The following is a 20,964-nucleotide window of genomic DNA, read 5'->3' on the forward strand; positions in this document are numbered from 1 at the left end:
GCCGCGTCGGGCGCAGTAGCGTGCGGCCATGTGCGACACCCTGGTGAGCCTCACCGGCGACGGGGTGCTGTTCGCCAAGAACAGCGACCGGGACCCCAACGAGGCCCAGGTGCTGCGCTGGTACCCCGCGGCGACGACGACCGCGACCAGGCTGCGCTGCACCTGGAGCGAGATCGACCAGGTGCCCCGCACCCACGCCGTGCTGCTCAGCCAGCCGTGGTGGATGTGGGGTGCCGAGATGGGCGCCAACGAGCACGGTGTGGTGATCGGCAACGAGGCCGTGTTCACCCGGGGGACCGGCCGCGAGCGGTCCGACTCCGCGCTCCTGGGCATGGACCTGCTCCGGCTCGGTCTCGAACGCGGCGCCACCGCCGAGGACGCGGTCGGGGTCATCGTCGGACTGCTCGAGCGGCACGGGCAGGGTGGCTCGTGCAGCCACGAGCACCCGCGCTTCACCTACGACAACTCGTTCATCGTCGCCGACCCGGACGGCGCGATCGTGCTGGAGACCGCCGGCCGGCGCTGGGCGACCGAGCGGGTGACCGGCCGGGGGCGGTCCATCAGCAACGGGCTGACGATCCCCGCCTTCGCGCGGGCCCACGCCGACCCGGTGCGCGGCCGGGTCGCGCAGTGCGCCGCCCGCCAGGCACGGACGCAGGCGTCCGCCGAGGGGGCCGACGACGTCGCCGCGATGCTCGCCGCCCTGCGCGACCACGGCGGTCCCGCGCCGCGCTGGTCCCGGGTCAACGGCGCCCTCTCGGCGCCCTGCGCCCACGCCGCCGGGATGATCACCACGACCCAGTCGACGGCCTCGTGGGTGGCCGACCTGCGGGGCGACCCGCGGCACTGGGTGACCGCCACGTCGGCGCCCTGCACCTCCCTCGCCAAGCCCGTGCGGGTGGACGAGCCGGTCGTGGTGGACCCGGAGGCGATGCCGAGCAACCGGTACGACGCGGCGTACCGCTGGTGGCGGCACGAGCGGCTGCACCGGCTGGCGCTGAGCGACCACGCCGCCGCACTCGCGGTCTTCGGCGGCGCCCGGGACCGGGTCGAGAAGGAGTGGCTGCACGACCCGCCCGGCAGCGCCGAGGCGTTCGCCGCCGCGGACGAGCTCGAGGAGTCCTGGCGGCACGAGCTGGCAGAGGCCGGCCTGGGCGACACCCGGCCGGGCTGGCTGCGCCGGCGCTGGCGAGGGATCGACCGGGCGGCCGGGATGCCGGAGGCGGGGTCATGAGGGTGGTCGTGGTCGGTGCGGGCCTGGCCGGGCTGTCGGCGGCCCGTGACCTCCAGCGCGCCGGCGTCGAGCTCGTGGTCGTCGAGGCCAGGGACCGGGTCGGCGGCCGGCTGGAGGGCGGCACGATCGAGGGCCGGCCGGTCGAGCTCGGCGGCACCTGGCTCGGCGAGGGCCACACGCGGATGTACGCGCTGGTCGAGGAGCTCGGGCTCGAGACCTTCCGCACCTGGAACGACGAGGGCAAGCTGCTCATCCAGCTCGGCACGAAGCGGGCGCTGGTCTCCGGCACGAAGGGCGCGGTCCCGCGGCTCAACCCGGTCGCGCTCGCCGACCTCGCGCAGGGCATGGCCAGGTTCGGCCGGCTGGCCCGCAGCGTCGACCCCGCCCAGCCGTGGGCGCACCCGCGGGCGGAACGGCTGGACGGCCAGACCTTCGAGAGCTGGGTACGCCGCACCCTGCGCACCCCCTCCGGCCGGGCCTACTTCCGGGTCGCCACCGAGGCCGTCTTCGCCGCCGACGCCAGTGACCTGTCACTGCTGCACGCCTTGTTCTACGCGGTGAGCAACGCCGACCTCGAGACGCTGCTCGCCGTCGACCGCGGCGCCCAGCAGGACCGGGTCGTGGGCGGGTCGGTGCTCGTGGCCGAGCGGATGGCCGCCGACCTCGACGTCCGGCTCTCGACACCGGTCACGACCGTCGCCCAGGACGACTCCGGTGCCTCGGTCGTCACCCGGTCAGGCGAGACGATCGCCGCCGACCGGGTCGTCGTGGCGCTGCCGCCGACCCTGGCCGGTCGCCTGCACTACGACCCGGTGCTGCCCGCCTGGCGCGACCAGCTGACCCAGCGCGTCCCCGCGGGCACGGTCGCGAAGACCTTCGCCGCCTACCCGACGCCGTTCTGGCGGGACGCCGGGCTCAACGGCCAGGCCGCCTCCGACACCGGGCCGGTCAAGGTCACCTTCGACGTCTCCCCGCCAGACGGCTCGGTCGGCATCCTGCTGGGGTTCGTCGAGGGAGGCGAGGCGCGCCGGTGGCAGCGGCTGCCGGAGGGGGAGCGCCGGCGTGCGGTGCTGGACAGCTTCGTGCGCTACTTCGGGCCGCAGGCCGCCGAGTCGTCGGCGTACGTGGAGAAGGACTGGAGCGCCGAGGAGTTCACCCGCGGCTGCTACGGCGCCCACTTCGCGCCCGGGGTGTGGACCAGCTACGGACCGGCGCTCCGGCCGCCGGTCGGCCGGGTCCACTGGGCCGGTGCCGAGTACGCCGTCCAGTGGAACGGCTACATGGAGGGTGCCGTCCGCTCGGGGGCGACCACGGCGCGTGAGGTCCTCGAAGCGGACGGGTGACCCAGGTCAGGCCAACCCCAGCTGCTCGGCGGTCCTCTCCCGCATCGCGACCTTGCGGATCTTGCCCGTGACGGTCATCGGGAAGTCCTCGACGACCATGACGTAGCGCGGGATCTTGTAGTGGCTCAGCCGGCCCGCGCAGAACTCCCGGACCGCGTCGGCGTCGAGGGGTGCGGCGCCGGCGCGCATCTTGACCCAGGCGCAGAGCTCCTCGCCGTACTTCTGGTCGGGGACGCCGATGACCTGGACGTCCTCGATGTCGGGGTGCTGGTAGAGGAACTCCTCGATCTCGCGGGGGTAGATGTTCTCGCCGCCGCGGATGACCATGTCCTTGATCCGGCCGACGATGTTGCAGTAGCCGTCCTCGCGCATCTCGGCGAGGTCGCCGGTGTGCATCCAGCCGTCGGCGTCGACGGCCTCGGCGGTCTTCTCGGGGTCGTTCCAGTAGCCGAGCATGACCGAGTAGCCGCGGGTGCAGAGCTCGCCGGGCTGGCCGCGCTCGACGGTCTCCCCGGTCGTGGGGTCGACGATCTTGATCTCCAGGTGCGGGTGGACCCGCCCGATCGACGCCGTACGCCGGTCGAGGTCGTCGTCGTCGCGAGTCTGGCAGGACACCGGGGAGGTCTCGGTCATGCCGTAGGCGATCGACACCTCGGTCATGCCCATGTCCTCGATGCAGCGCTTCATCACCTCGACCGGGCAGATCGAGCCGGCCATGATCCCGGTCCGCAGCGACGACAGGTCGTGCTCGGCGAACGTCGGGTGGTTCTGCATCGCGATGAACATCGTCGGGACGCCGTAGACGGCCGTGCACCTCTCCTCGGCGATGGTGCGCAGCGTGATCTCGGGGTCGAAGCCCGGCGCCGGGATGACCATGGTGGCGCCGTGGGTGGTGCAGCCGAGGTTGCCCATCACCATCCCGAAGCAGTGGTAGAAGGGCACCGGGATGCAGAGCCGGTCGTCGGCGGTGAAGTTGATCAGCTCGGTCGTGAAGTAGCCGTTGTTGAGGATGTTGCGGTGGCTGAGCGTCGCGCCCTTGGGATAGCCGGTGGTGCCCGAGGTGTACTGGATGTTGATCGGGTCGTCGGGTGAGAGCTCCCAGTCCATCGCCTGCGCCAGGGTGAGGCCCGGATCGGGCGCGACCAGGTCGGTCCACTCCGGGCTGTCGAGGAAGACGACCTGCTCGAGCATCGGCAGCTGGTCGCGCACCTCGCCGACCATCGCCCGGTAGCTGCTGGCCTTGAACTCCTCGGCCGAGAGCAGCAGCCGGGTGCCGGACTGCTCGAGCGCGTAGGCCAGCTCGTGGGTGCGGTACGCCGGGTTGATGTTGACCAGGATCGCGCCGATCTTGGCGGTGGCGAACTGCGCGATCGTCCACTCGGCGCAGTTGGGCGACCACATCCCGACCCGGTCGCCCTTGGTGATGCCGGCCCGGACGAGCCCGAGCGCGAGGGCGTCGACGTCGCGGTCGAGCTCGGCCCACGTCCACCGCCGCCCGCTGGCGACCTCCACCAACGCCTCGCGGTCGGCGTACGCCGCCGCGGTCGCCTGGAAGCTGTCGCCGATCGTCTGGTCGAGCAGTGCCGGCTCGGTCTCGCCCTGGGCGTACGACTCCATGGGCCGACGCTACGCCTGGACCGGTCTTGCGTCGCCTGCCGAGGATCTGCGCAAACGGCGGCGCGCGGCCGACCGACGAGACCGTGGTGCCGCCGTCCGACACCTGAACCGATGGGCGCGACGGGAATGGTTTGGGCCTCCTCGTGATTGGGCAGTGAGGAGCCACCGCCGCCGCCCTTGAACGCCCCGAGAGGATCGCCCCATGACCGTCCCCGTCGCCTCCGACAGCAACCGCGTCCTCACCGCCCGCCTCGCCACCCTCCGTGCCGAGAGGGACGTCCTCCTGGCCGAGGCCCGGACCGACAACAGGGGCGACGCGGCCGACCAGGCCACGAACGTCGAGGCGCTGATCCGGCTGCAGCTGCTCGACGAGCGGATCGCCACCGTCGAGCTCGAGATCGCCGAGAGCCACCACCGGGAGCACGTCGACGGTGTCGTGTCCGTGGGTGACGTGGTGACCCTCGACCTGGGCGACGGCGACGAGACCTATGTCGTCGGCTCGGTCGAGCAGGCCGTCGCCGGCGTGGACACCATCACCCCCGGCAGCCCGCTGGGACAGGCCATCGTCGGCGCCGAGGTCGGCTCGACGGTCACCTACGAGCCGCGTCGCGGCGTCTCCTTGGACGTCGTCATCAGGTCGGCCGGCGAGCTGCTGCCCGCCAGCGCCTGAGCTCCCCGCTCGTCAGGCGATCGCCACCGGGCAGACCGGAGAGCCGGACGCTCCCGTGATCGGCAGGGGAGCGCACACCAGCAGGAACTCGTGAACCTGGTCGCGCGCGAGCTGTTCGACGACGAGGTGCTCGAGCAGGTAGATGCCTCGTCGCACGAGGAGCTCGACGTGGACCGGCATGAACCCGCCGCCGTCGAACGGCATCGCCTCGACCGCCGTGTTGTCGGCGCCGACCGCGATCACGTCGTGGTCGCCGAGGAAGCGGGCGGCCTCGACGCCGAGGCCGGGTTGCTCGTACGTCAGCCCGGCGACCGGGTCGAAGCGCTCGAGCCAGCCGGTGCGGACCACGGCGACGGAGCCCGGTGAGAGCGAGACCTGCTGCCGCTCGAGGCAGACCGCGAGGTCGGCAGGCGTGATCACGTAGCCCGGTGCCAGCTCGCCGAGCGCAGCGACGACGTCGAGCAGGACGCCGCGGGCCACGATCGGGCCGGACTTGTCGATGCCGCAGCGCTGCAGGCCGTCGTAGGTCGACGCGGCGTCGTGCGGGAACCCGTTGTAGAGCACGTCGCCGGCGTAGACGTGGCCCAGCGCGTCCATGTGGGTGGCCTCGTGCGTCGGGAGGACGACGACGTCCTCGTGCGACCCGGTGCCCGGTGCGGCGCCGAACGCGGCGAACATCCCTGCGTCGCTGTCCGAGGTCAGCGTCAGGCGCTGGGGCGTGGGCCGGTGCGCCACGTGCGGCACACCGGACCGCTGCACCGGCAGACCCAGGCTGTAGACCCGGCCGCTCCGGGCCGCGCCCACACCGTCGAGCACCGTCCCCGGTGTCTGCAGGTTGAGCGCGCCGCGCTCGTCGTCAGCTCCCCAGCGGGTCATTCGCGGGACGGTACTCGACCCGTGGCCTGCCACCATGTCGCGCATGACTGTCGTGTCCGACGCGCCTGGCGTTGCGGGCATCCCGCGCCGCATCCTCCAGACCGAGGGAGTCGTCCTCCTGGCCGCCGCGCTCGCGGCGTACTTCGCCGGGCTCGACGAGCCGTGGTGGCTGGTGCCCCTGCTGCTGTTCGTGCCGGACGTGTTCATGGCCGGGTACGCCGCCTCGTCCCGGGTCGGCGCGTGGACCTACAACCTGGCGCACAGCTACCCGGTGCCGGCGATGCTCGGTGCGCTCGCCCTCGCCGCGGACGAGCCGCTGTGGCAGGGCGTCGCCCTGGTGTGGTTCGCCCACATCGGGATGGACCGGGCGCTCGGCTACGGGCTCAAGTACGGGACCGGCTTCCAGGACACGCACCTCGGCCGGATCGGGCGGGCCTGAGAACTCAGGTCTCCCGCACGTGCATCCGCTCGCCGGGGCGGCCGAAGATGCTGAGCACCTCGGCCCCGCCGGCGCCGGTGCTGCCGAACCAGTGGGGGAGCGCGGTGTCGAACTCCACGACCTCTCCGGTCTCGAGCACGAGGTCCCGGTCCCCAAGGACCAGCCGCATCCGGCCGGAGAGGACGTAGAGCCACTCGTACCCGTCGTGGACACGCGGGTCGGGCTTCGACTGGGTCGCCGGGATGACGATCTTCCAGGCCTGCATGGCCCCGGGCTGCCTGGTCAGCGGAACAACGGTGCGCCCCTTGACCCGCCGGGGCTTGAGCCGGATGCGAGGGTCGCCGACCTCGGGTGCGCCGACGAGGTCGTCGAGCGGCACCCGGTGCGCCTGGGCGAGCGGGAGGAGCAGCTCGAGGCTGGGCCGGCGCTGGCCGTTCTCCAGTCGCGACAGCGTGCTCTTGGAGATGCCGGTCTGCTCTGACAGGTCGGTCAGGGTGACGCCGCGCTCGGCGCGGATCCGCCGCAGGCGCGGACCGACCTGGTCGAGGGCCGCCGCGATGGGGGTGGTGTCCATCCCGGCAGTCCACCCGCGATTCCCAGGAATGGCAACAGACGTTGCTGGCGATTCTGGACGGGTCCAGCCTGGGACCATGAGCGACACCGAGAGCGACAACGAGTACGACGCGATCGTGGTGGGCGGCGGCGCCGCCGGCCTGTCCGCGGCACTGGTCCTGACCCGGGCCCGCCGGCGGGTGGCCGTGGTGGACGGCGGCCGGCCGCGCAACGCGCCCGCCGCGCACATGCAGGGCTTCCTCTCGCGCGACGGACTACCACCCGCTGAGCTGGTCGAGATGGGACGGGCGGAGGTGACGCGCTACGGCGGACACCTGGTCGAGGACACGGTGTCCGGGGTGGTGCGGCACGAGGGACCTCGCTTCGACGTCCGGCTGGCGAGCGGCACGACGCTCGCCACCCGTCGCGTCATCGTGGCGACCGGCCTCCGCGACGAGATCCCCGACGTGGCCGGGGCCTGGGACCGCTGGGGCCGCGACCTGCTGCACTGCCCCTACTGCCACGGCCACGAGGTGCGCGACGAGCCGCTCGGCGTGCTCGGGCAGGGGAGCGGCCCGGTCCAGCACGCGCTGCTGGTCCGGCAGTGGTCACCCGACGTCGTCCTGTTCACCCACGGCAGCACGCCGACCGCGGAGGAGCGCCAGCAGCTCAGCGCCCGCGGCATCGTCGTCGACGACCGGCCGGTGCGCCGGCTCGTGGTCGAGGACGACGAGCTGCGAGGAGTCGAGCTCGACGACGGCTCCGTCGTCGCCCGGCGGGCCGTCTTCGTCCGGCCCCGCTTCGTCCCCCACAGCGACCTGCTCGTCGGGCTCGGCTGCGCGACCGGCGACGACGGGTGGCCGGTCGTCGACCCCACGGGCGCGACCACAGTCCCCGGGGTCTGGGCTGCCGGCAACGTCGCCAACCCCCGCGCGCAGGTGATCACCGCCGCTGGAGAGGGATCCGCCGCCGCCATCGCCCTCAACAACGACCTGGTGGACGAGGACGTCCGCCATGCCCTCACGTACGCAACCACGGAACAAGGAGCAACGACATGACCGTCCCGCCACCCACCAAGCACCAGCTCGCCCTGATGATCTGGGTCGCCGTGGTGCCGACCCTGGTCGGCCTCAACCTGGCCCTGGAGGACGCACTGGACGGCCTGTCCACGGTGCCGAGGACGTTCGTCCTCGCCACCATCGCGGTTCCGATCGTCATCTACGGGCTGATGCCACGGCTGCACCGGCTCCGCGCCCGGCTGCTCGCGCGCGCCTGAGGCGGGCCCTTCGACCTAGAGTGCGTCCCACCATGCGCGCGCAGCCGCAGCCCGTCATCCCCGTCACCGTGCTCGAGACGAAGCTCTACGTCCCTCGACCGCGTCCGGGCCAGGTGTCGCGACCGCGGCTGCGGGAGCGCCTGGACCGCGCGACCCGGGCCACCCTGGTGCTCGTCTCGGCCCCGGCGGGCTTCGGCAAGACCACGCTGCTCACCGAGTGGCTGGCCGCCTCGTCGGCGGACGGCGGTCGGCGTACGGCCGCCTGGCTCTCGCTGGACGCCGGCGACAACGACCCGGCGCACTTCTGGACCTACGTCATCGCGGGACTCCGCTCGCTCGTCCCCGACATGGGCGCCAGCGCCCTCGAGCTGCTGCAGTCGCCGCAGGCGCTGCCGGTCGAGGCGGTGCTGACCACGCTGATCAACGACCTCGGCACCGTCGACGGCGACGTGGTGCTGGTCCTGGACGACTACCACGTGATCGAGTCGCGCGAGGTGCACGACGCGATGGGGTTCCTGCTCGACCACCTCCCACCGCAGCTGCACCTGGTGATCTCCAGTCGGGCCGACCCGCCGCTGCCGCTGGCCAGGTTGCGGGCGGGCGGCGAGCTCGTGGAGGTGCGGGCCGCCGACCTGCGGTTCACGGCCGAGGAGGCAGCGGCCTACCTCAACGACGCGATGGGCCTGCAGCTCACCGCCCCGGACGTCGCCGCCCTCGAGGGACGCACCGAGGGCTGGATCGCCGCGCTCCAGCTCGCCGCGCTGTCGATGCAGGGTCGCGCCGACGCGGGGGACTTCATCGCCGGGTTCGCCGGTGACGACCGCTACGTCGTCGACTACCTGGTGGAGGAGGTCGTGCAGCGGCAGCCCCAGCCGGTGCAGGACTTCCTGCTCCGCACCTCGGTGCTCACCCGGATGAGTGGTCCTCTCTGCGACGCGGTCGCCGGCTCCACCGGCGGCAAGGCGATGCTGCAGGCGCTCGAGCGCGGCAACCTGTTCCTGGTCCCGCTCGACGACCAGCGCCGGTGGTACCGCTACCACCACCTGTTCGCCGACGTCCTGCAGGCGCGGCTGATGGACGAGCACCCGGAGCTGCTGCCGGACCTGCACGCGGCGGCCAGCCGGTGGTACGCCGACAACGGCGAGCCCGCCGAGGCCATCCGCCACGCGATGGCGGGCGGCGACGTCCAACAGGCCGCGGACCTGGTGGAGCGGACCCTGGCCGCGGTCCGCCGGGACCGTCAGGACGCGTTGCTCCGCAGCTGGCTCGAGGCCCTGCCCGAGGACGTCATCCGGGTCCGCCCCGTGCTGTGCATCGCCGCCGCCGGCTCCCTGCTCTCCACCGCCGAGGTCGAGGGGGTGGAGCGGAGGCTGCGGGACGCCGAACGATGGCGCGACCTGGTCTTCGACGACGCCGGACGCCAGGGCGAACGACCGCCGGAGCTGGTGGTGGTCAACGAGCAGGAGTTCGCCTGGCTGCCGACGTGGGTCTCGATCTACCGGGCCGGCCTGGCCCTGGCGCTCGGTGACGGACCCGCCACCGTGCTCCACGCCCGCCGGGCGCTCGAGGTCCTCGACGAGGACGACGTCGTCGGCCTGGGCGCCGCCACCGCCCTCATCGGTCTGGCGTCCTGGGGCACCGGTGACCTCGCCACCACCTATGCGGCCTACGTCTCGTGCCTGACCACGTTCGAGCGGGCCGGTCACGTCGCGGACGTCATGGGGATCGCGATCACGGTCGGAGACCTCTGCGTCGCCTTCGGCCGGCTCGACGAGGCCATGGGCACCTATGAGAGCGCGCTCGCCCTGGCCGCGGCCCAGGGCGGACCCGCCCCGCGCGGGAGCGCCGACATGTACGTCGGCATCAGCGGCGTCCACTTCGAGCGCGGTGACCTCGGCGCCGCCCACGCCGCGCTGCTGCGCTGCCGGGAGCTCGGGGAGCATCTCGGTCTGCCGCAGAACCGCTACCGGTCCCGTGTGGCCATGGCCCGCCTCCTCGAGGCCGAGGGCGACCTCGACGGCGCCCTCGAGCTGCTCGACGAGGCCGAGCGGCTGTACGTCGGGGACTTCTCGCCACGGGTGCGGCCCGTGCCCGCCCGGAAGGCCCGGGTGTGGGTCAAGCAGGGTCGTCTCGACGACGTCCGCTCCTGGGCGCGGAGAGAGGGCCTGGCGCCGGACGACGAGCTCTCCTACCTTCGCGAGTTCGAGCACGTCACGCTGGCCCGAGCGCTGCTCGTCGAGGACCGACTGGACGAGGCGGCCGGTCTGCTGGACCGGCTCCAGGAGGCGGCCCAGTCCGGTGGCCGGACCGGTGCCGTGATCGAGGTCCTCGTCCTCCGGGCGCTCGTCGCGCAGCGGCAGGGCGACCCGCGCACCGCCCTGGCCGCGGTGTCCCGGGCGCTCGAGCTGGCGGAGCCGGAGGGCCACGTGCAGGTCTTCGTGGACGAGGGCGAGCCGATGGCCTCGCTGCTGCGCGCCGCGGCGGCGAGCGGTCACGGGCCGGCGTACCTGCACCGGCTGCTGGCCGGGCAGGGCGCTACGGCACCGAGCTCGCGTCGTCCGCGCAGCGGCGACCCGGTCGAGCCGCTGAGCGAGCGCGAGCGCGACGTGCTGCGCCTGCTCGCGACCGACCTCAGCGGACCGGAGATCGCCCGCCGGCTCGTGGTCTCGCTCAACACGGTGCGCACGCACACCAAGAACATCTACGCCAAGCTCGGCGTCAACAGCCGTCGGGCCGCGGTCCGCCGGGCCGAGGAGCTCGACCTCTAGAGCCGGTTCACCACCTCGCTCACCACACCTGGTGATCCGCACTCACCACATCCGTTCCTAGCTTCAGCGCCATGAGCGAGATGTCGAGCGGTGCCGACCACGGTCCCGGGCGCTACGAGATCCGGCTCACGGGACACCTCGACCCCCGCTGGGCGGGCTGGTTCGACGGCATGGCCGTCACCAACGACGCCGACGGCACCACGGTGATCCGCGGTGACGTCGTCGACCAGTCGGCGCTCCACGGGCTCCTGCACAAGGTGCGGGACATCGGGCTGCCCCTCGTCTCGGTCGTCCGCCTCGACGCGGACCAGCCACCTCCACCCTCACCCCGAAAGGCACGACCATGAACAGGTTCACCCGTCGCATCGCGATGACCAGTGCGCGGCACCCGTGGCGCACCATCGCCTCCTGGGCCCTCCTCCTGGGCGGCATCTTCTTCCTCGCCGGAGCCGGGGGAGGCACCTTCTCCGAGGACTTCTCGGTCCCCGACAGCCAGAGCGGGCAGGCACGGGCCATGCTCGAGGAGAGCTTCCCCGAGGCGGCCAAGGCCACGGCCATGGTCGTCCTCGCGGCGGAGGACGGCGAGACGCTGGAGTCGCACGCCGCCGACATCTCCGACGTCCTGGCCGACGTCGCCGGGCTGACCCACGTGCAGTCGGTGGGCGACCCGTTCGCGGACCGCACCGTGTCGGCGGACGGCCGGATCGGCTACGCGCTGGTCACCCTCGACGTGCCGGTGCGCGAGATCGAGAAGCCCGAGATGACGGTGATCTCCGAGGCGGTCTCCGGCGTCGAGGTGGACGGGCTGCAGGTCGAGCTCGGCGGAGACGCGGTCTTCCTCAAGGCCGAGGACGACACCGGCCACGTGGGGATCGGCCTGCTGGTCGCCCTGCTCGTGCTGGTCGTGGTGTTCGGGACCCTGGTGTCCGCGGTCGTGCCTATCGGGTTGTCGATCGTCGGCGTGGGCGCCGGCATCGGCGGCATCACCCTCCTGGCCGGCTCGATGGAGGTGTCGGCCTCGGCCATCCCGGTCGCGGGCCTCGTGGGCCTGGGCGTCGGCGTCGACTACGCACTGTTCATCGTGGCCCGCTACCGCGACAACCGCGCGTCGGGTCAGGCCAACCAGAGCGCGCTGTCCGACGCGATGGCGTCATCGGGGTCCGCCGTGGTGTTCGCCGGCGGCACGGTGGTCATCGCGACCTCGGCGCTGGCCCTCACCGGGCTGGGCGTCCTCACCTCGATCGGCCTCTCCACCGCGATGATGGTGCTCTTCGCCGTCGCCGCGGCGACCACCCTGCTCCCCGCCGTGCTCACCCTGCTGGGCGACCGGATCGACAGGGGCAAGGTCGTCCGCCGGCACCGCCCGGCCACGCAGCCCCAGGACACCGCGTGGTGGCGCTTCGGGCACCGGGTGTCCGCCCGCCCGTGGCCCTACCTGCTCGGGTCCGTCGTCGCGCTGCTCGCCATCGCCACGCCCACGCTGTGGCTGCAGACCGCCTTCCCCGCGGCCGGGGACGCTCCCGCCGGCACCACGCACCGGCAGGCCTACGACCTCCTCACCGAGGGCTTCGGGGTGGGCTTCAACGGGCCGCTGCTGGTCGTCGCCGACCTGGACGCCCCGGGTGTGGGTGCGGACGGCCTCGACGGGCTGACCGCGGACATCGACGCCCTCCCGCGGATCGCGTCGGTGACCGAGCCGCAGGTCTCGGCGGACGGCCGGACCGCGGTGTTCCAGGCGCTGCCCACCACCGGGCCCGCCGACCTCGACACCTCGCTGGCCATCGACCAGGTCCGTGACCTGATCCCCGGCAACGTCTACGTCTCCGGCATCACCGCGGTCACCGACGACGTCAACACCCAGCTCAGGGACAAGCTCCCGCTGTTCATGGGTGTCGTCATCGCCATCTCGTTCCTGCTGCTGACGATGGTGTTCCGGTCGGTCGTCGTGCCGCTCAAGGCTGCGGCGATGAACCTGCTGTCCATCGGGGCGGCGTACGGCGTCCTGGTCGCGGTCTTCCAGTGGGGCTGGGGCGGCAGCCTGATCGGGCTGGAGGGCCCGACCCCGATCACCTCGATCATCATCGTGCTGATGTTCCCGATCCTGTTCGGGCTGTCGATGGACTACGAGGTGTTCCTTCTGTCCCGGGTCCGCGAGGAGCTCGAGCGGACCGGCGACAACGTCGAGTCGGTGGCCCGCGGGCTGGCCGGCACCGGACGGGTCATCACCTCGGCGGCGCTGATCATGATCGTGGTGTTCCTCAGCTTCGTCGCCAGCCCGGTGCCGTCGCTGAAGATGCTGGGCCTCGGTCTCGCCACGGCGATCCTGGTGGACGCCACGATCGTCCGGATGGTCCTGGTCCCCGCCACGATGGCCCTGCTCGGCAACGCCAACTGGTGGCTGCCCGCCTGGCTCGACCGGGTGCTGCCCAGGGTCACGGTCGAGTCCGACCCGGTCGCGGCCCCGCTCGACGGCGTACGGCGTCAGGAGCTCGTCGCCCGCTGAGCCGACGACAGCAACGCGGACGATCCGGGCCACCAGGCGGCCCGGATCGTCTGCGTCCGGTCGGGCTAGGACAGCGGCAGGCGCATCACGACCCGCGGGAACCCGCCGCTCACCGACCGGGTGTCCGCGACCTTGGTGAATCCGGCGCTCTCGAACAGCGCCCTGGTCCCGACGAAGGCCATCGTGAGGTCGACCTTGGCCCCCTTGTTGTCGACCGGGATCGCCTCCACCGCCGGTGCTCCCTGCGAGCGGGCGAGGTCGACGGCGCCGGCGACCAGGGCGTGGGAGATGCCGCGGCCGCGGAAGCCGGGCTGGACCCGGACGCAGAAGATGTTCCAGACCGGGAGGTCGTCGACGGCGTCGATCTTGGTCGAGCGGGCCACCGGGAGCCCGGCGCGCGGGGCGATCCCGGCCCAGCCGGCGACCGCCCCGTCCTCGTAGGCGAGGACGCCCGGGGGCACCTTCCGGCGGCACAGCTCCTCGACGTACTCACCGCGGGCCCTGCCGACCAGCGACTTGTTGGTGGCCGAGTCGACGCGGTGGCTGAGGCACCAGCAGACGCTGGCATCGGGGTTCTTCTTCGGGCCCAGGACGGCCGCGACGTCCGGGAAGCCGTGCGCCGGGCGGACCTCGACGGTCATGCCGCCTCGCCGGGCCACTCGGAAGCGAGGACCGCGAAGAGGAACTCGCTGCCCCACGCGCCCTTGAAGAACACGTTGTCGTGGAAGTGCGCCTCCTTGCGGAAGCCGACCCTGGTGAGGAGGGCGGCCGCGGCGTCGTTGCGGGCATCGGTGATGGCGACGACCCGGTGGACCCCCAGCTCGCCGAAGACGTAGGAGAGGAGGCCGCGGAGCGCCTCGGTCGCGTAGCCCTGGCCCTGGTGCTCCGGCGCGAGCGTGAACCCGACCTCCAGCTGCCGGGGCTCGTCCGCGCTGACGCACGCGGCGAGGTCACCGACCAGGTGGCCGGCGTCGTCCACGAGGGCGAGCTGGTACCACTCGCCGGGGACGCCGAGCCGCAGCGTCTGCATGTCCGCGACGAGGGCGACACCCTGCTCGAGGGTGTAGTCCTCCCAGCTCTGGTAGCGCGCGACGTCCGGGTCGGACCGGTAGCCGACGAAGGCCTCGACGTCGGAGGGCCGCATGGCGCGCACCGTCAGCCGCTCGGTCGAGAAGAAGACGTCGTCGTCCATGGTGGGGGAGCGTAGATGGAGCCGGGGCCGGGCGGGTACCGGCGGCGGGTGACCGACACTGACGACCAGGCCAAGCTGCTCGAGCTCATGCGCGACATGTACGTCGCGATGCTCACCACGACCCGCGACAACGGGACCTTCCAGGCGGTGCCGATGGCGCGCCAGGAGGTGGACCCGTCCGCCGAGCTGTGGTTCATCACCGCCCGTGACACCGAGCACGTGCGCAACCTCCAGGCCCGTCCGCAGGTGGGCCTGACCTTCTCGAGCCGGGACTCCTGGGTCTCGGTCCACGGCACGGCGACGCTGGTGGACGACCACGCCAAGCTCGAGGAGCTGTGGAACACCTTCGCCGAGGCGTGGCTGCCCGGGGGGCCGGACGACGACAACGCCGCGCTCATCCGCGTCGACCTCGCCGGCGGTGAGTACTGGGACAGCCCGGGCGGCCGGGTCGCGTCGCTGATCAGCTTCGTCAAGACGAAGGTCACCGGCGACACCTACGACACCGACACGGGCACGGCTGACCTCTGACCCGGTCAGCCGGTCAGCCGGTCGCCGGGCATGCCGTCCGGCTCGCACGGGCAGTCGTCTCCGCAGGCGAGGTAGAGGTGCGGGGGGTGCCCGCAGCGCGGGCACGGCATCTCGTGCGTCAGGGGCTCTGCGTCGTCGTCGCTGGTCGTGGTCTCCCACATCGTGCTGTCCCTCCCCAGGGCACCGCCGAGCCGTAGGCCCGACCGCGTCGTTCTCGTTCCCCCACCTCTGCTGTGCCCGATTCCCGGTGGCGCTAACGAACGCGCCAGGCCCCGGACGCTGGCGTCCGGGGCCTGGTGGTTCGCGGTAGGGGGTTACCGCAGGATGGGGTTGGACTTGACGAGGTCGGTCGCCGCCCAGACCCGCCCGAGGCCCCAGGTGTTGCCGGCGTGCAGGGCGCCGAGGGCGATCAGGGTCAGCGCGCCGAGGATGTGGTCGTCCAGCACCGGGTTGTTCTCCGGGGGCAGCACGACGGTCCACATCAGGACGTACATGAGGGCGCCGGCGGCGGTGCCGATCCGCATCCCGATGCCGAGGGTCAGCGCGACGCCGATGCCGAGCAGGCCGAGCATGAACAGCCAGTTGGCGACGTGGGTGCCCGCGATGTCGTTGTAGAAGCCCTTGAAGGGACCATCCGCACCGAACTTCAGGAAGCCCAGGGTCGGGCTGCCGTCGTTGATCCAGGCCGCGTCGCCGAAGCGGTCGACGGTCTCGGCGCCGGTGGCGGGGTCGACGGTGCGCCCGGTCGAGAACCCGAGGGCGAGCAGCTTGTCGAAGAAGGCCCACAGGAACGTGAGACCGAAGGCGATGCGAACTGCGGCCAGGGCGCGGGCCGCGAACGGCGTCACGACCTGGTCCTCTACGGCCGCTTGCGAGAAGTGCGGGGTGTGGATGGTGGTCATCTCCATGACCTCCTGTTCTGTGAGGTGCTCTGGTCTAGTGGCTCCAGCCTGAGTGCCCGGTCGGTCGAGGTTCAGTGCCGTGCGACACCTCCTGTGGGTGACCTAAGTCCCGACGTCTGGGCGTCGCGCCGGCCGGTCACGGCACCGTGACCAGCACGGACTCGGGCTCGGGGGTCATCAGGACGGGCACGGGGCTGCGCCCGATGACCGCCCGGGAGACGGGGCCGAGGTGGCTGCCGAGGGGCAGCAGGTGGTGCCGGCGCCCGATCACGAGCAGGTCCGACCGGTCGGCGGCGTCGAGCACGGCCTCCACCGGGGGCCCGTGCCGGACCTCCACCCTCGTGTCGACCATCGGGTAGCGCGCCCACAGCCGCTCCAGTGCCGGGGCGAGGTCAGTGAGGAACAGTGACTCCCGCTCGTCCAGGAAGGCCTGGTCGACCACGACGTCGTCGTAGCCGTTGGCCAGCCACCACGCGTGCAGGACCACCAGGTCAGCACCGCGCTCGCGGGCCTCCTCGAACGCCGTGCGCAGGACGTCGTCGGCCTCGTCCACGTGCTGCACCGCCGCCGTCACGACCGGGGTGCGGGTCTGGGTGGGTCGCCAGCTCGCGGGCACCGTCACCACGGCGGACTGTGCGCGGGAGGCCACACCGTTGCTCCTCGACCCGGTGAACAGCCGGCGCAGGCGGCCGAGGTCGCGGTGCTCCACCACGACCATCCGTGCGGTCGCCGACCGCCTGACCAGCTCACCCACGATGGACCCGGAGCCGGTGAGCTCGCTGGTGACCGGGACACCGCCACCGGCCAGCTCGCGGGCGCGGGCCGTGGCCGCCTCGAGCACCGCGTCGGCCTCGGCCCTCGCGCCGTCGTAGACCCCGGCGTACGGCTCTCCGGCGGGGACCTGCAGCACGTGCACGACATGCACCGGCGACCCGGAACGGCGAGCCTCCTCGATGGCGAAGGTCAGCGCCGCCTCGCCGTTCTCGGCGGGGACGCCGACGACGATCGCGTGCTCGGGCTGGTTCATGACGTCTCCTGTCGAGTCAGGGTGGCTGCATGCCTGTGACTCCAGCGTTGACGCCGCTGTTCGACCGCAGAACGGCCCGGGGACCCCTGGGCGAGGGACCAAGTACCCTGCTTGGCATGGACCCGTCGGCACAGACTTGGGTCATGCCGAAGACCGACGAGCCGGACCTGTGAGCAGCCTGGCCCCCGCCGACGTCCTCCTGGCCGACGGCACCCTCGCCGTGCTGCGCCCGCTCGGGCCCGAGGACGCCGCCAACCTCCACGCTCTGCACGACCGGGTCTCCGACGATGCCATCCGGATGCGGTTCTTCGCGCCCTCGCGCCAGGCCGCCCACGACTACGTCGACCACCTCCTGCGTCGGGAGGGCAGCCTGGCGCTCGTCGCCGAGGTGCGCGGCGAGCTGGTCGGGCTCGGCACCGCGGAGCCGATCAACGAGACCACCTGCGAGGTCGCGTTCCTCGTCGCCGACGAGACCCGTGGCCAGGGCGTCGGCACGCTGCTGCTCGAGCACCTCGCCGGACTGACCCGCGACCGCGGCTTCACCCACCTCGAGGCCGACGTGCTGAGCGAGAACCGCGCGATGCTCGCCGTCTTCAAGGAGTCGGGCCTGTCCGTCACCCGTGCCTCGGACGGGTCGACCGTCGTGGTCGGCCTGACCACCGAGGCCGGTGCCGACCTGCTCGCCCGGGCCGACCAGCGCGAGTTCCGCGCCGAAGCGGCCTCCCTGGCGCCGATGCTGCGACCACGCTCGGTCGCGGTGGTCGGGGCTCGCTCCGACGAGACCGGCATCGGCGCGACCGTGCTGCGCGCGATCCGGTCGGGCGGTTTCCAGGGCCAGGTCGTCGCGGTCCACCCGCGCGCCGCCGAGATCGTCGGCGTCAAGGCCTTCCCGACGATGGCCGACGTACCCGGCCCGGTCGACCTGGTGGTGCTCTGCGTCCCGGCCACCGCCGCTGACGACGTCCTGCGGCAGGCCGCCGCGGCCGGCGCGCGGGCAGCCGTGGTCGTGTCCTCGGGCTTCAGCGAGCTCGGCGGCGACGGGGTCTCGCGGCAACGGTCACTGGCCGCGACGGCCAGGTCGCTCGGCATCCGGATGATCGGGCCCAACTGCCTGGGTCTGCTCCTCAACGCCCCCGACGTCCGACTCAATGCGACCTTCCAGGAGTCGATCCCGCCGTCGGGAGGACTGGCGATCGCCAGCCAGTCCGGCGGCGTCGGGATCGTGATGCTGGACCTCGCTCGCGAGGTCGGGCTGGGGGTCCGGACCTTCGTCTCCCTCGGCAACAAGGCCGACGTCTCCAGCAACGACCTCCTGGCCGCCTGGTACGACGACCCGGACGTCACCGCCGCGGCGCTCTACCTGGAGTCGTTCGGCAACGCGGTGAAGTTCGGCCGGTTCGCCCGCACCTTCGCCGAGCGCAAGCCGCTGCTGGCGGTCGTCGGCGGCCGCTCGTCCGGCGGCAAGCGCGCCGGCGCGTCGCACACCGCCTCGGCCGCGTCGCCGGCGGTCGGTGTGTCCGCGCTGTTCGCCCAGTCCGGCGTCATCGAGTGCCTCGACGCCGAGGAGCTGGCCCGCACCGCGCTGCTGCTCGCCGAGCAGCCGCTGCCGCAGGGCCGGCGGCTCGGCATCGTGTCCAACGCCGGCGGCATGGGTGTCCTCGCCGCCGACGCCGCCGACCAGCTCGGCCTCGAGGTCCCGGAGCTGTCCGCCGACCTCCAGGCCCGGATCGCCGCCCTCGTCCAGGGCACCACCGGCACCGCCAACCCGATCGACGCCGGCGCCGGCGCATCTCCGGAGGCGATGTCCGGTCTCGTCGACGTGATGCTCTCCTCGGGCGAGGTCGACGCACTGCTCCTGGTCCCGGTCGCGACCGGCGTCACCGACGGCACGGAGTCGCTGCGCGCGATGCTGAGGGCCCGCGCCGACCACCCGGACCTGCCGGTCGTCATGGTGCCCCTCGGCGGCCTGCAGGTGCCGGCGTCCGACGGTGCCCCGGTCACGACCTACCGCACGACCGCGTCCGCGGTGCGGGCGCTCAGCCGGGTGGTGCGGTACGCCGAGTGGCTGGCCGCGCCCCGCGAGGCCGGCGACCCCACTGACGCCGAGCTCCGGCGTACCGTCCAGCGGCGCGCCGCCGACCTGCTCCTCGAGGCCGACAAGGACGGCTGGCTGCCCCCCGAGCAGGCCGCCGCCCTGCTCGCCGACTACGGCATCGCGGCGATGGGGGAGACCGTCGTCGGCGCCGAGGCGGCCGTCGAGGCCGCCACGCGGATGGGCTACCCGGTGGCGATGAAGGTCGCCGACCCGGAGGTCGTGCACAAGACCGACCGGGGCCTGGTCCGGATCGGCGTCAGCGGCGACATGCAGGTCGCCGCCGCGGTGGCCGACTTCGCCGCCGAGCTCGGCACCGTGCCGCCGGTCCTGGTGCAGCCGATGGCCTCCGGCGTGGAGGTCGCGCTCGGCGTCGTCCGCGACCCCGCACTCGGTCCGCTCGTGATGGTCGCCGCCGGCGGCGTCGCGACCGACGTGTGGGACGACCGGGTCTTCCTGGTGCCGCCGCTCTCCCACGCCGACGCGTCGCGGGCGGTGCGCAGCCTGCGCATCTGGCCGCTCCTCGAGGGCTACCGGGGTTCGGCGCCCGCCGACGTCGCGTCACTGGAGCGGCTGGTCCTCGCCGTCGGCCGGCTCGCCGCCGACGTCCGGGAGCTCGCCGAGCTCGACCTCAACCCGGTCATGGTCAGCCCCGACGGCTACGCCGTGGTCGACGTCAAGATGCGGCTGTCCGCGCCCGTCGGTCCCGACCCGACCGCGCCTCGGCAGCTGCGGCCGCTGGGCTGAGGCGGTCTTCGGGCTGTGGTGGCGGCCGCGCGCGTACCAGCCCGACGCTCGCCGTCAAGGACGTCGCTCCGCTCCGCCGCTGCGCGGTCGACTTCGTCGATCCTTGACCGCGAGCCTCTGTCGGGCTGGTAGGCGGCGCGCTCAACGACGCGGGCTCCGCCCGCGCCGCCGCATGCGCGGCCGCCAACCGGGCTCGCGACACAGTTCACCCCAGGCAGCCACAGCTCCAGGCTCAGCCCCCACGTGGGCGACGCTAACTGTGTCGCGACCAGATGCCGCCGCGGCGAACCCCCAAGCGTGCGATCTGCATCCACCAGGTGCGTGGGATCCGCACGCGAGGGCCGGACCACCACAACGCAGACGGGCGCGCGGGCACCACGGCCAGCACAGGAACGCCCGGCTACTTCACCACGCTGAGCAACAGCACCGAGTCCTCGAGCGCGTCGACCGAGTGCCGCTCCCGCGGGATCGGCAGGAAGTCGCCGGCACCCAGCTCGCACGAGGAGTCACCGGCGGTGAACCGGACCCGGCCGCGCAGCAGCTGGAGGGTGGCCTCGCCGGGGCTCTCGTGCTCGGCGAGCCCGTGGCCGGCGAGGATCGCGATGACGGTCTGGCTGAGCGGGTGCTCCCGCCCGGCCAGGAGGTTGTGCGCGGCGCGTCCCGCCTGTCCGTCCTGGGCGCGGGCGAACAGGTCGGTGATGAGCTCGTCGAGCGAGAGGGGCTCCATGTCAGTTCCTTCCGAGGAACGTCGGGGTGGCGGCGTGCGCCCGGTCGATGGTGTTCCAGCCGTCAGCGCCCAGGGTCACGATCGCGACCGGGAACACGCCCAGGTTCTCGCGCTGGACGTGCAGGTCGAGCGTGTGCAGCAGGTCGGTGACCCGCTGGGCGAAGTCCGGGGCGTGCGGGTCGAGCCGCTCGAGGGCCGCGTCGAGGTCGCGGTGCTCGCCCTCCAGCTCGTCGACCTCCTCCAGGAACTCCCCGGTCTCGCGCATCGCCGGGAAGATCCCCGTCTCCTCGCGGCGGACGTGCTGGTCGAGGTGGCCCACCAGCGTTCGGAGCAGCTCCATCGCCCGGACCGGCTCGCCGCCACCGAGCGCCTTGCGCACCTCGTAGGCCTCGTCGAGCAGCGCGGTGTGCTCGTCCATCAGCTCGGCGATGGGGGCCACCTGGCGACAGCCGCAGTGCTCGCACACGGCGG

The 20,964-nt window shown here is 72.9% G+C and carries 21 protein-coding genes; 11 read left to right on the forward strand and 10 right to left on the reverse strand.

The window, feature by feature from the left end; all coding sequences use genetic code 11:
• Positions 1-28: 28 nt before the first annotated feature.
• Together JHD21_RS01950 and JHD21_RS01955 are read left to right on the forward strand one after the other, a co-directional pair.
• The gene (locus tag JHD21_RS01950) at positions 29-1,234 is read left to right on the forward strand and encodes a hypothetical protein (RefSeq protein WP_292671218.1); all 1,206 of its coding nucleotides are present in this window, start codon (positions 29-31) and stop codon (positions 1,232-1,234) included.
• Positions 1,231-2,577 (forward strand): flavin monoamine oxidase family protein, encoded by a 1,347-nt coding sequence (locus JHD21_RS01955; RefSeq protein WP_292671220.1) that lies wholly within the window; start codon positions 1,231-1,233, stop codon positions 2,575-2,577. The genes JHD21_RS01950 and JHD21_RS01955 overlap by 4 nt, the downstream gene beginning before the upstream one ends.
• A gap of 6 nt (positions 2,578-2,583) precedes the next feature.
• Here the strand turns inward: JHD21_RS01955 and JHD21_RS01960 are convergent, their stop codons facing one another.
• The gene (locus JHD21_RS01960; protein WP_292671222.1) at positions 2,584-4,194 is read right to left on the reverse strand and encodes an AMP-binding protein; all 1,611 of its coding nucleotides are present in this window, start codon (positions 4,192-4,194) and stop codon (positions 2,584-2,586) included.
• A gap of 202 nt (positions 4,195-4,396) precedes the next feature.
• Between JHD21_RS01960 and JHD21_RS01965 the strand changes: the two genes are divergently transcribed.
• Positions 4,397-4,864: a GreA/GreB family elongation factor gene (locus tag JHD21_RS01965; protein ID WP_292671224.1), complete on the forward strand. Its 468-nt coding sequence runs from the start codon at positions 4,397-4,399 to the stop codon at positions 4,862-4,864.
• A gap of 12 nt (positions 4,865-4,876) precedes the next feature.
• Here JHD21_RS01965 and JHD21_RS01970 read toward each other — a convergent pair whose 3' ends face one another.
• The gene (locus JHD21_RS01970) at positions 4,877-5,740 is read right to left on the reverse strand and encodes a cyclase family protein (RefSeq protein WP_292671226.1); all 864 of its coding nucleotides are present in this window, start codon (positions 5,738-5,740) and stop codon (positions 4,877-4,879) included.
• Between the two features lie 43 nt (positions 5,741-5,783).
• Here JHD21_RS01970 and JHD21_RS01975 point away from each other — a divergent pair, with 43 nt between their 5' ends.
• Complete coding sequence (locus tag JHD21_RS01975; protein WP_292671228.1) at positions 5,784-6,179, forward strand: DUF4260 domain-containing protein; 396 nt, start codon at positions 5,784-5,786, stop codon at positions 6,177-6,179.
• Positions 6,180-6,183: 4 nt separating this feature from the next.
• On the opposite strand, the gene JHD21_RS01980 is transcribed toward JHD21_RS01975, so the two are convergent.
• On the reverse strand, positions 6,184-6,753 hold the full coding sequence (locus JHD21_RS01980; RefSeq protein WP_292671230.1) for an XRE family transcriptional regulator: 570 nt from the start codon (positions 6,751-6,753) through the stop codon (positions 6,184-6,186).
• 76 nt (positions 6,754-6,829) lie between these two features.
• Between JHD21_RS01980 and JHD21_RS01985 the strand changes: the two genes are divergently transcribed.
• The 5 genes from JHD21_RS01985 (at position 6,830) to JHD21_RS02005 (ending at position 13,278) form a co-directional block, all read left to right on the forward strand.
• Positions 6,830-7,789 (forward strand): NAD(P)/FAD-dependent oxidoreductase, encoded by a 960-nt coding sequence (locus JHD21_RS01985; protein WP_292671232.1) that lies wholly within the window; start codon positions 6,830-6,832, stop codon positions 7,787-7,789.
• Complete coding sequence (locus tag JHD21_RS01990; protein WP_292671233.1) at positions 7,786-8,007, forward strand: hypothetical protein; 222 nt, start codon at positions 7,786-7,788, stop codon at positions 8,005-8,007. The genes JHD21_RS01985 and JHD21_RS01990 overlap by 4 nt, the downstream gene beginning before the upstream one ends.
• A gap of 32 nt (positions 8,008-8,039) precedes the next feature.
• Entirely contained in the window at positions 8,040-10,775 is a 2,736-nt protein-coding gene (locus JHD21_RS01995) for a LuxR C-terminal-related transcriptional regulator (protein ID WP_292671235.1), read from the forward strand.
• Positions 10,776-10,846: 71 nt separating this feature from the next.
• Positions 10,847-11,122: a hypothetical protein gene (locus JHD21_RS02000; RefSeq protein ID WP_292671237.1), complete on the forward strand. Its 276-nt coding sequence runs from the start codon at positions 10,847-10,849 to the stop codon at positions 11,120-11,122.
• Complete coding sequence (locus tag JHD21_RS02005; RefSeq protein WP_292671239.1) at positions 11,119-13,278, forward strand: MMPL family transporter; 2,160 nt, start codon at positions 11,119-11,121, stop codon at positions 13,276-13,278. The genes JHD21_RS02000 and JHD21_RS02005 overlap by 4 nt, the downstream gene beginning before the upstream one ends.
• A gap of 65 nt (positions 13,279-13,343) precedes the next feature.
• Here JHD21_RS02005 and JHD21_RS02010 read toward each other — a convergent pair whose 3' ends face one another.
• Both JHD21_RS02010 and JHD21_RS02015 read right to left on the reverse strand, forming a co-directional pair.
• Positions 13,344-13,919 (reverse strand): GNAT family N-acetyltransferase, encoded by a 576-nt coding sequence (locus JHD21_RS02010; RefSeq protein ID WP_292671241.1) that lies wholly within the window; start codon positions 13,917-13,919, stop codon positions 13,344-13,346.
• Entirely contained in the window at positions 13,916-14,470 is a 555-nt protein-coding gene (locus tag JHD21_RS02015) for a GNAT family protein (protein ID WP_292671243.1), read from the reverse strand. The genes JHD21_RS02010 and JHD21_RS02015 overlap by 4 nt, the downstream gene beginning before the upstream one ends.
• Positions 14,471-14,518: 48 nt before the next feature.
• Here JHD21_RS02015 and JHD21_RS02020 point away from each other — a divergent pair, with 48 nt between their 5' ends.
• The gene (locus JHD21_RS02020) at positions 14,519-14,998 is read left to right on the forward strand and encodes a pyridoxamine 5'-phosphate oxidase family protein (RefSeq protein ID WP_292671245.1); all 480 of its coding nucleotides are present in this window, start codon (positions 14,519-14,521) and stop codon (positions 14,996-14,998) included.
• A 5-nt stretch (positions 14,999-15,003) separates the two neighbouring features.
• Here the strand turns inward: JHD21_RS02020 and JHD21_RS02025 are convergent, their stop codons facing one another.
• From JHD21_RS02025 to JHD21_RS02035, 3 genes are all read right to left on the reverse strand, one after another.
• Positions 15,004-15,159: a hypothetical protein gene (locus JHD21_RS02025; protein WP_292671247.1), complete on the reverse strand. Its 156-nt coding sequence runs from the start codon at positions 15,157-15,159 to the stop codon at positions 15,004-15,006.
• 153 nt (positions 15,160-15,312) lie between these two features.
• Positions 15,313-15,900 carry a hypothetical protein gene (locus JHD21_RS02030; protein ID WP_292671249.1) on the reverse strand — a complete coding sequence of 196 codons (588 nt, stop codon included), beginning with the start codon at positions 15,898-15,900 and terminating at the stop codon, positions 15,313-15,315.
• 136 nt (positions 15,901-16,036) lie between these two features.
• Positions 16,037-16,927 (reverse strand): universal stress protein, encoded by an 891-nt coding sequence (locus JHD21_RS02035; protein ID WP_292671251.1) that lies wholly within the window; start codon positions 16,925-16,927, stop codon positions 16,037-16,039.
• 169 nt (positions 16,928-17,096) lie between these two features.
• Between JHD21_RS02035 and JHD21_RS02040 the strand changes: the two genes are divergently transcribed.
• The gene (locus JHD21_RS02040) at positions 17,097-19,766 is read left to right on the forward strand and encodes a bifunctional GNAT family N-acetyltransferase/acetate--CoA ligase family protein (RefSeq protein WP_292671253.1); all 2,670 of its coding nucleotides are present in this window, start codon (positions 17,097-17,099) and stop codon (positions 19,764-19,766) included.
• A 400-nt stretch (positions 19,767-20,166) separates the two neighbouring features.
• Here JHD21_RS02040 and JHD21_RS02045 read toward each other — a convergent pair whose 3' ends face one another.
• Together JHD21_RS02045 and JHD21_RS02050 are read right to left on the reverse strand one after the other, a co-directional pair.
• Positions 20,167-20,493, reverse strand: coding sequence for a cupin domain-containing protein (locus JHD21_RS02045; RefSeq protein ID WP_292671254.1), 327 nt, complete (start codon positions 20,491-20,493; stop codon positions 20,167-20,169).
• A gap of 1 nt (position 20,494) precedes the next feature.
• A complete protein-coding gene (locus JHD21_RS02050) occupies positions 20,495-20,959 on the reverse strand; it encodes a hemerythrin domain-containing protein (RefSeq protein WP_292671256.1) in 465 nt (154 codons plus the stop codon).
• Positions 20,960-20,964: the final 5 nt, after the last annotated feature.

Source organism: Nocardioides sp. (assembly GCF_016462705.1).
Classification (GTDB): Bacteria; Actinomycetota; Actinomycetes; order Propionibacteriales; family Nocardioidaceae; genus Nocardioides.

Bases quoted from the DNA above. Each gene is read 5' to 3' on its own strand.
- JHD21_RS01965 (WP_292671224.1), top strand. From the start codon at position 4,397: ATGACCGTCCCCGTCGCCTCCGACAGCAACCGCGTCCTCACCGCCCGC.
- JHD21_RS02000 (WP_292671237.1), top strand. From the start codon at position 10,847: ATGAGCGAGATGTCGAGCGGTGCCGACCACGGTCCCGGGCGCTACGAG.
- JHD21_RS02035 (WP_292671251.1), bottom strand. From the start codon at position 16,927: ATGAACCAGCCCGAGCACGCGATCGTCGTCGGCGTCCCCGCCGAGAAC.
- JHD21_RS01950 (WP_292671218.1), top strand. From the start codon at position 29: ATGTGCGACACCCTGGTGAGCCTCACCGGCGACGGGGTGCTGTTCGCC.
- JHD21_RS02010 (WP_292671241.1), bottom strand. From the start codon at position 13,919: ATGACCGTCGAGGTCCGCCCGGCGCACGGCTTCCCGGACGTCGCGGCC.
- JHD21_RS01990 (WP_292671233.1), top strand. From the start codon at position 7,786: ATGACCGTCCCGCCACCCACCAAGCACCAGCTCGCCCTGATGATCTGG.
- JHD21_RS02005 (WP_292671239.1), top strand. From the start codon at position 11,119: ATGAACAGGTTCACCCGTCGCATCGCGATGACCAGTGCGCGGCACCCG.
- JHD21_RS01960 (WP_292671222.1), bottom strand. From the start codon at position 4,194: ATGGAGTCGTACGCCCAGGGCGAGACCGAGCCGGCACTGCTCGACCAG.
- JHD21_RS02015 (WP_292671243.1), bottom strand. From the start codon at position 14,470: ATGGACGACGACGTCTTCTTCTCGACCGAGCGGCTGACGGTGCGCGCC.
- JHD21_RS02030 (WP_292671249.1), bottom strand. From the start codon at position 15,900: ATGACCACCATCCACACCCCGCACTTCTCGCAAGCGGCCGTAGAGGAC.
- JHD21_RS01995 (WP_292671235.1), top strand. From the start codon at position 8,040: ATGCGCGCGCAGCCGCAGCCCGTCATCCCCGTCACCGTGCTCGAGACG.
- JHD21_RS01985 (WP_292671232.1), top strand. From the start codon at position 6,830: ATGAGCGACACCGAGAGCGACAACGAGTACGACGCGATCGTGGTGGGC.
- JHD21_RS01970 (WP_292671226.1), bottom strand. From the start codon at position 5,740: ATGACCCGCTGGGGAGCTGACGACGAGCGCGGCGCGCTCAACCTGCAG.
- JHD21_RS02045 (WP_292671254.1), bottom strand. From the start codon at position 20,493: ATGGAGCCCCTCTCGCTCGACGAGCTCATCACCGACCTGTTCGCCCGC.
- JHD21_RS02025 (WP_292671247.1), bottom strand. From the start codon at position 15,159: ATGTGGGAGACCACGACCAGCGACGACGACGCAGAGCCCCTGACGCAC.
- JHD21_RS01980 (WP_292671230.1), bottom strand. From the start codon at position 6,753: ATGGACACCACCCCCATCGCGGCGGCCCTCGACCAGGTCGGTCCGCGC.
- JHD21_RS01955 (WP_292671220.1), top strand. From the start codon at position 1,231: ATGAGGGTGGTCGTGGTCGGTGCGGGCCTGGCCGGGCTGTCGGCGGCC.
- JHD21_RS01975 (WP_292671228.1), top strand. From the start codon at position 5,784: ATGACTGTCGTGTCCGACGCGCCTGGCGTTGCGGGCATCCCGCGCCGC.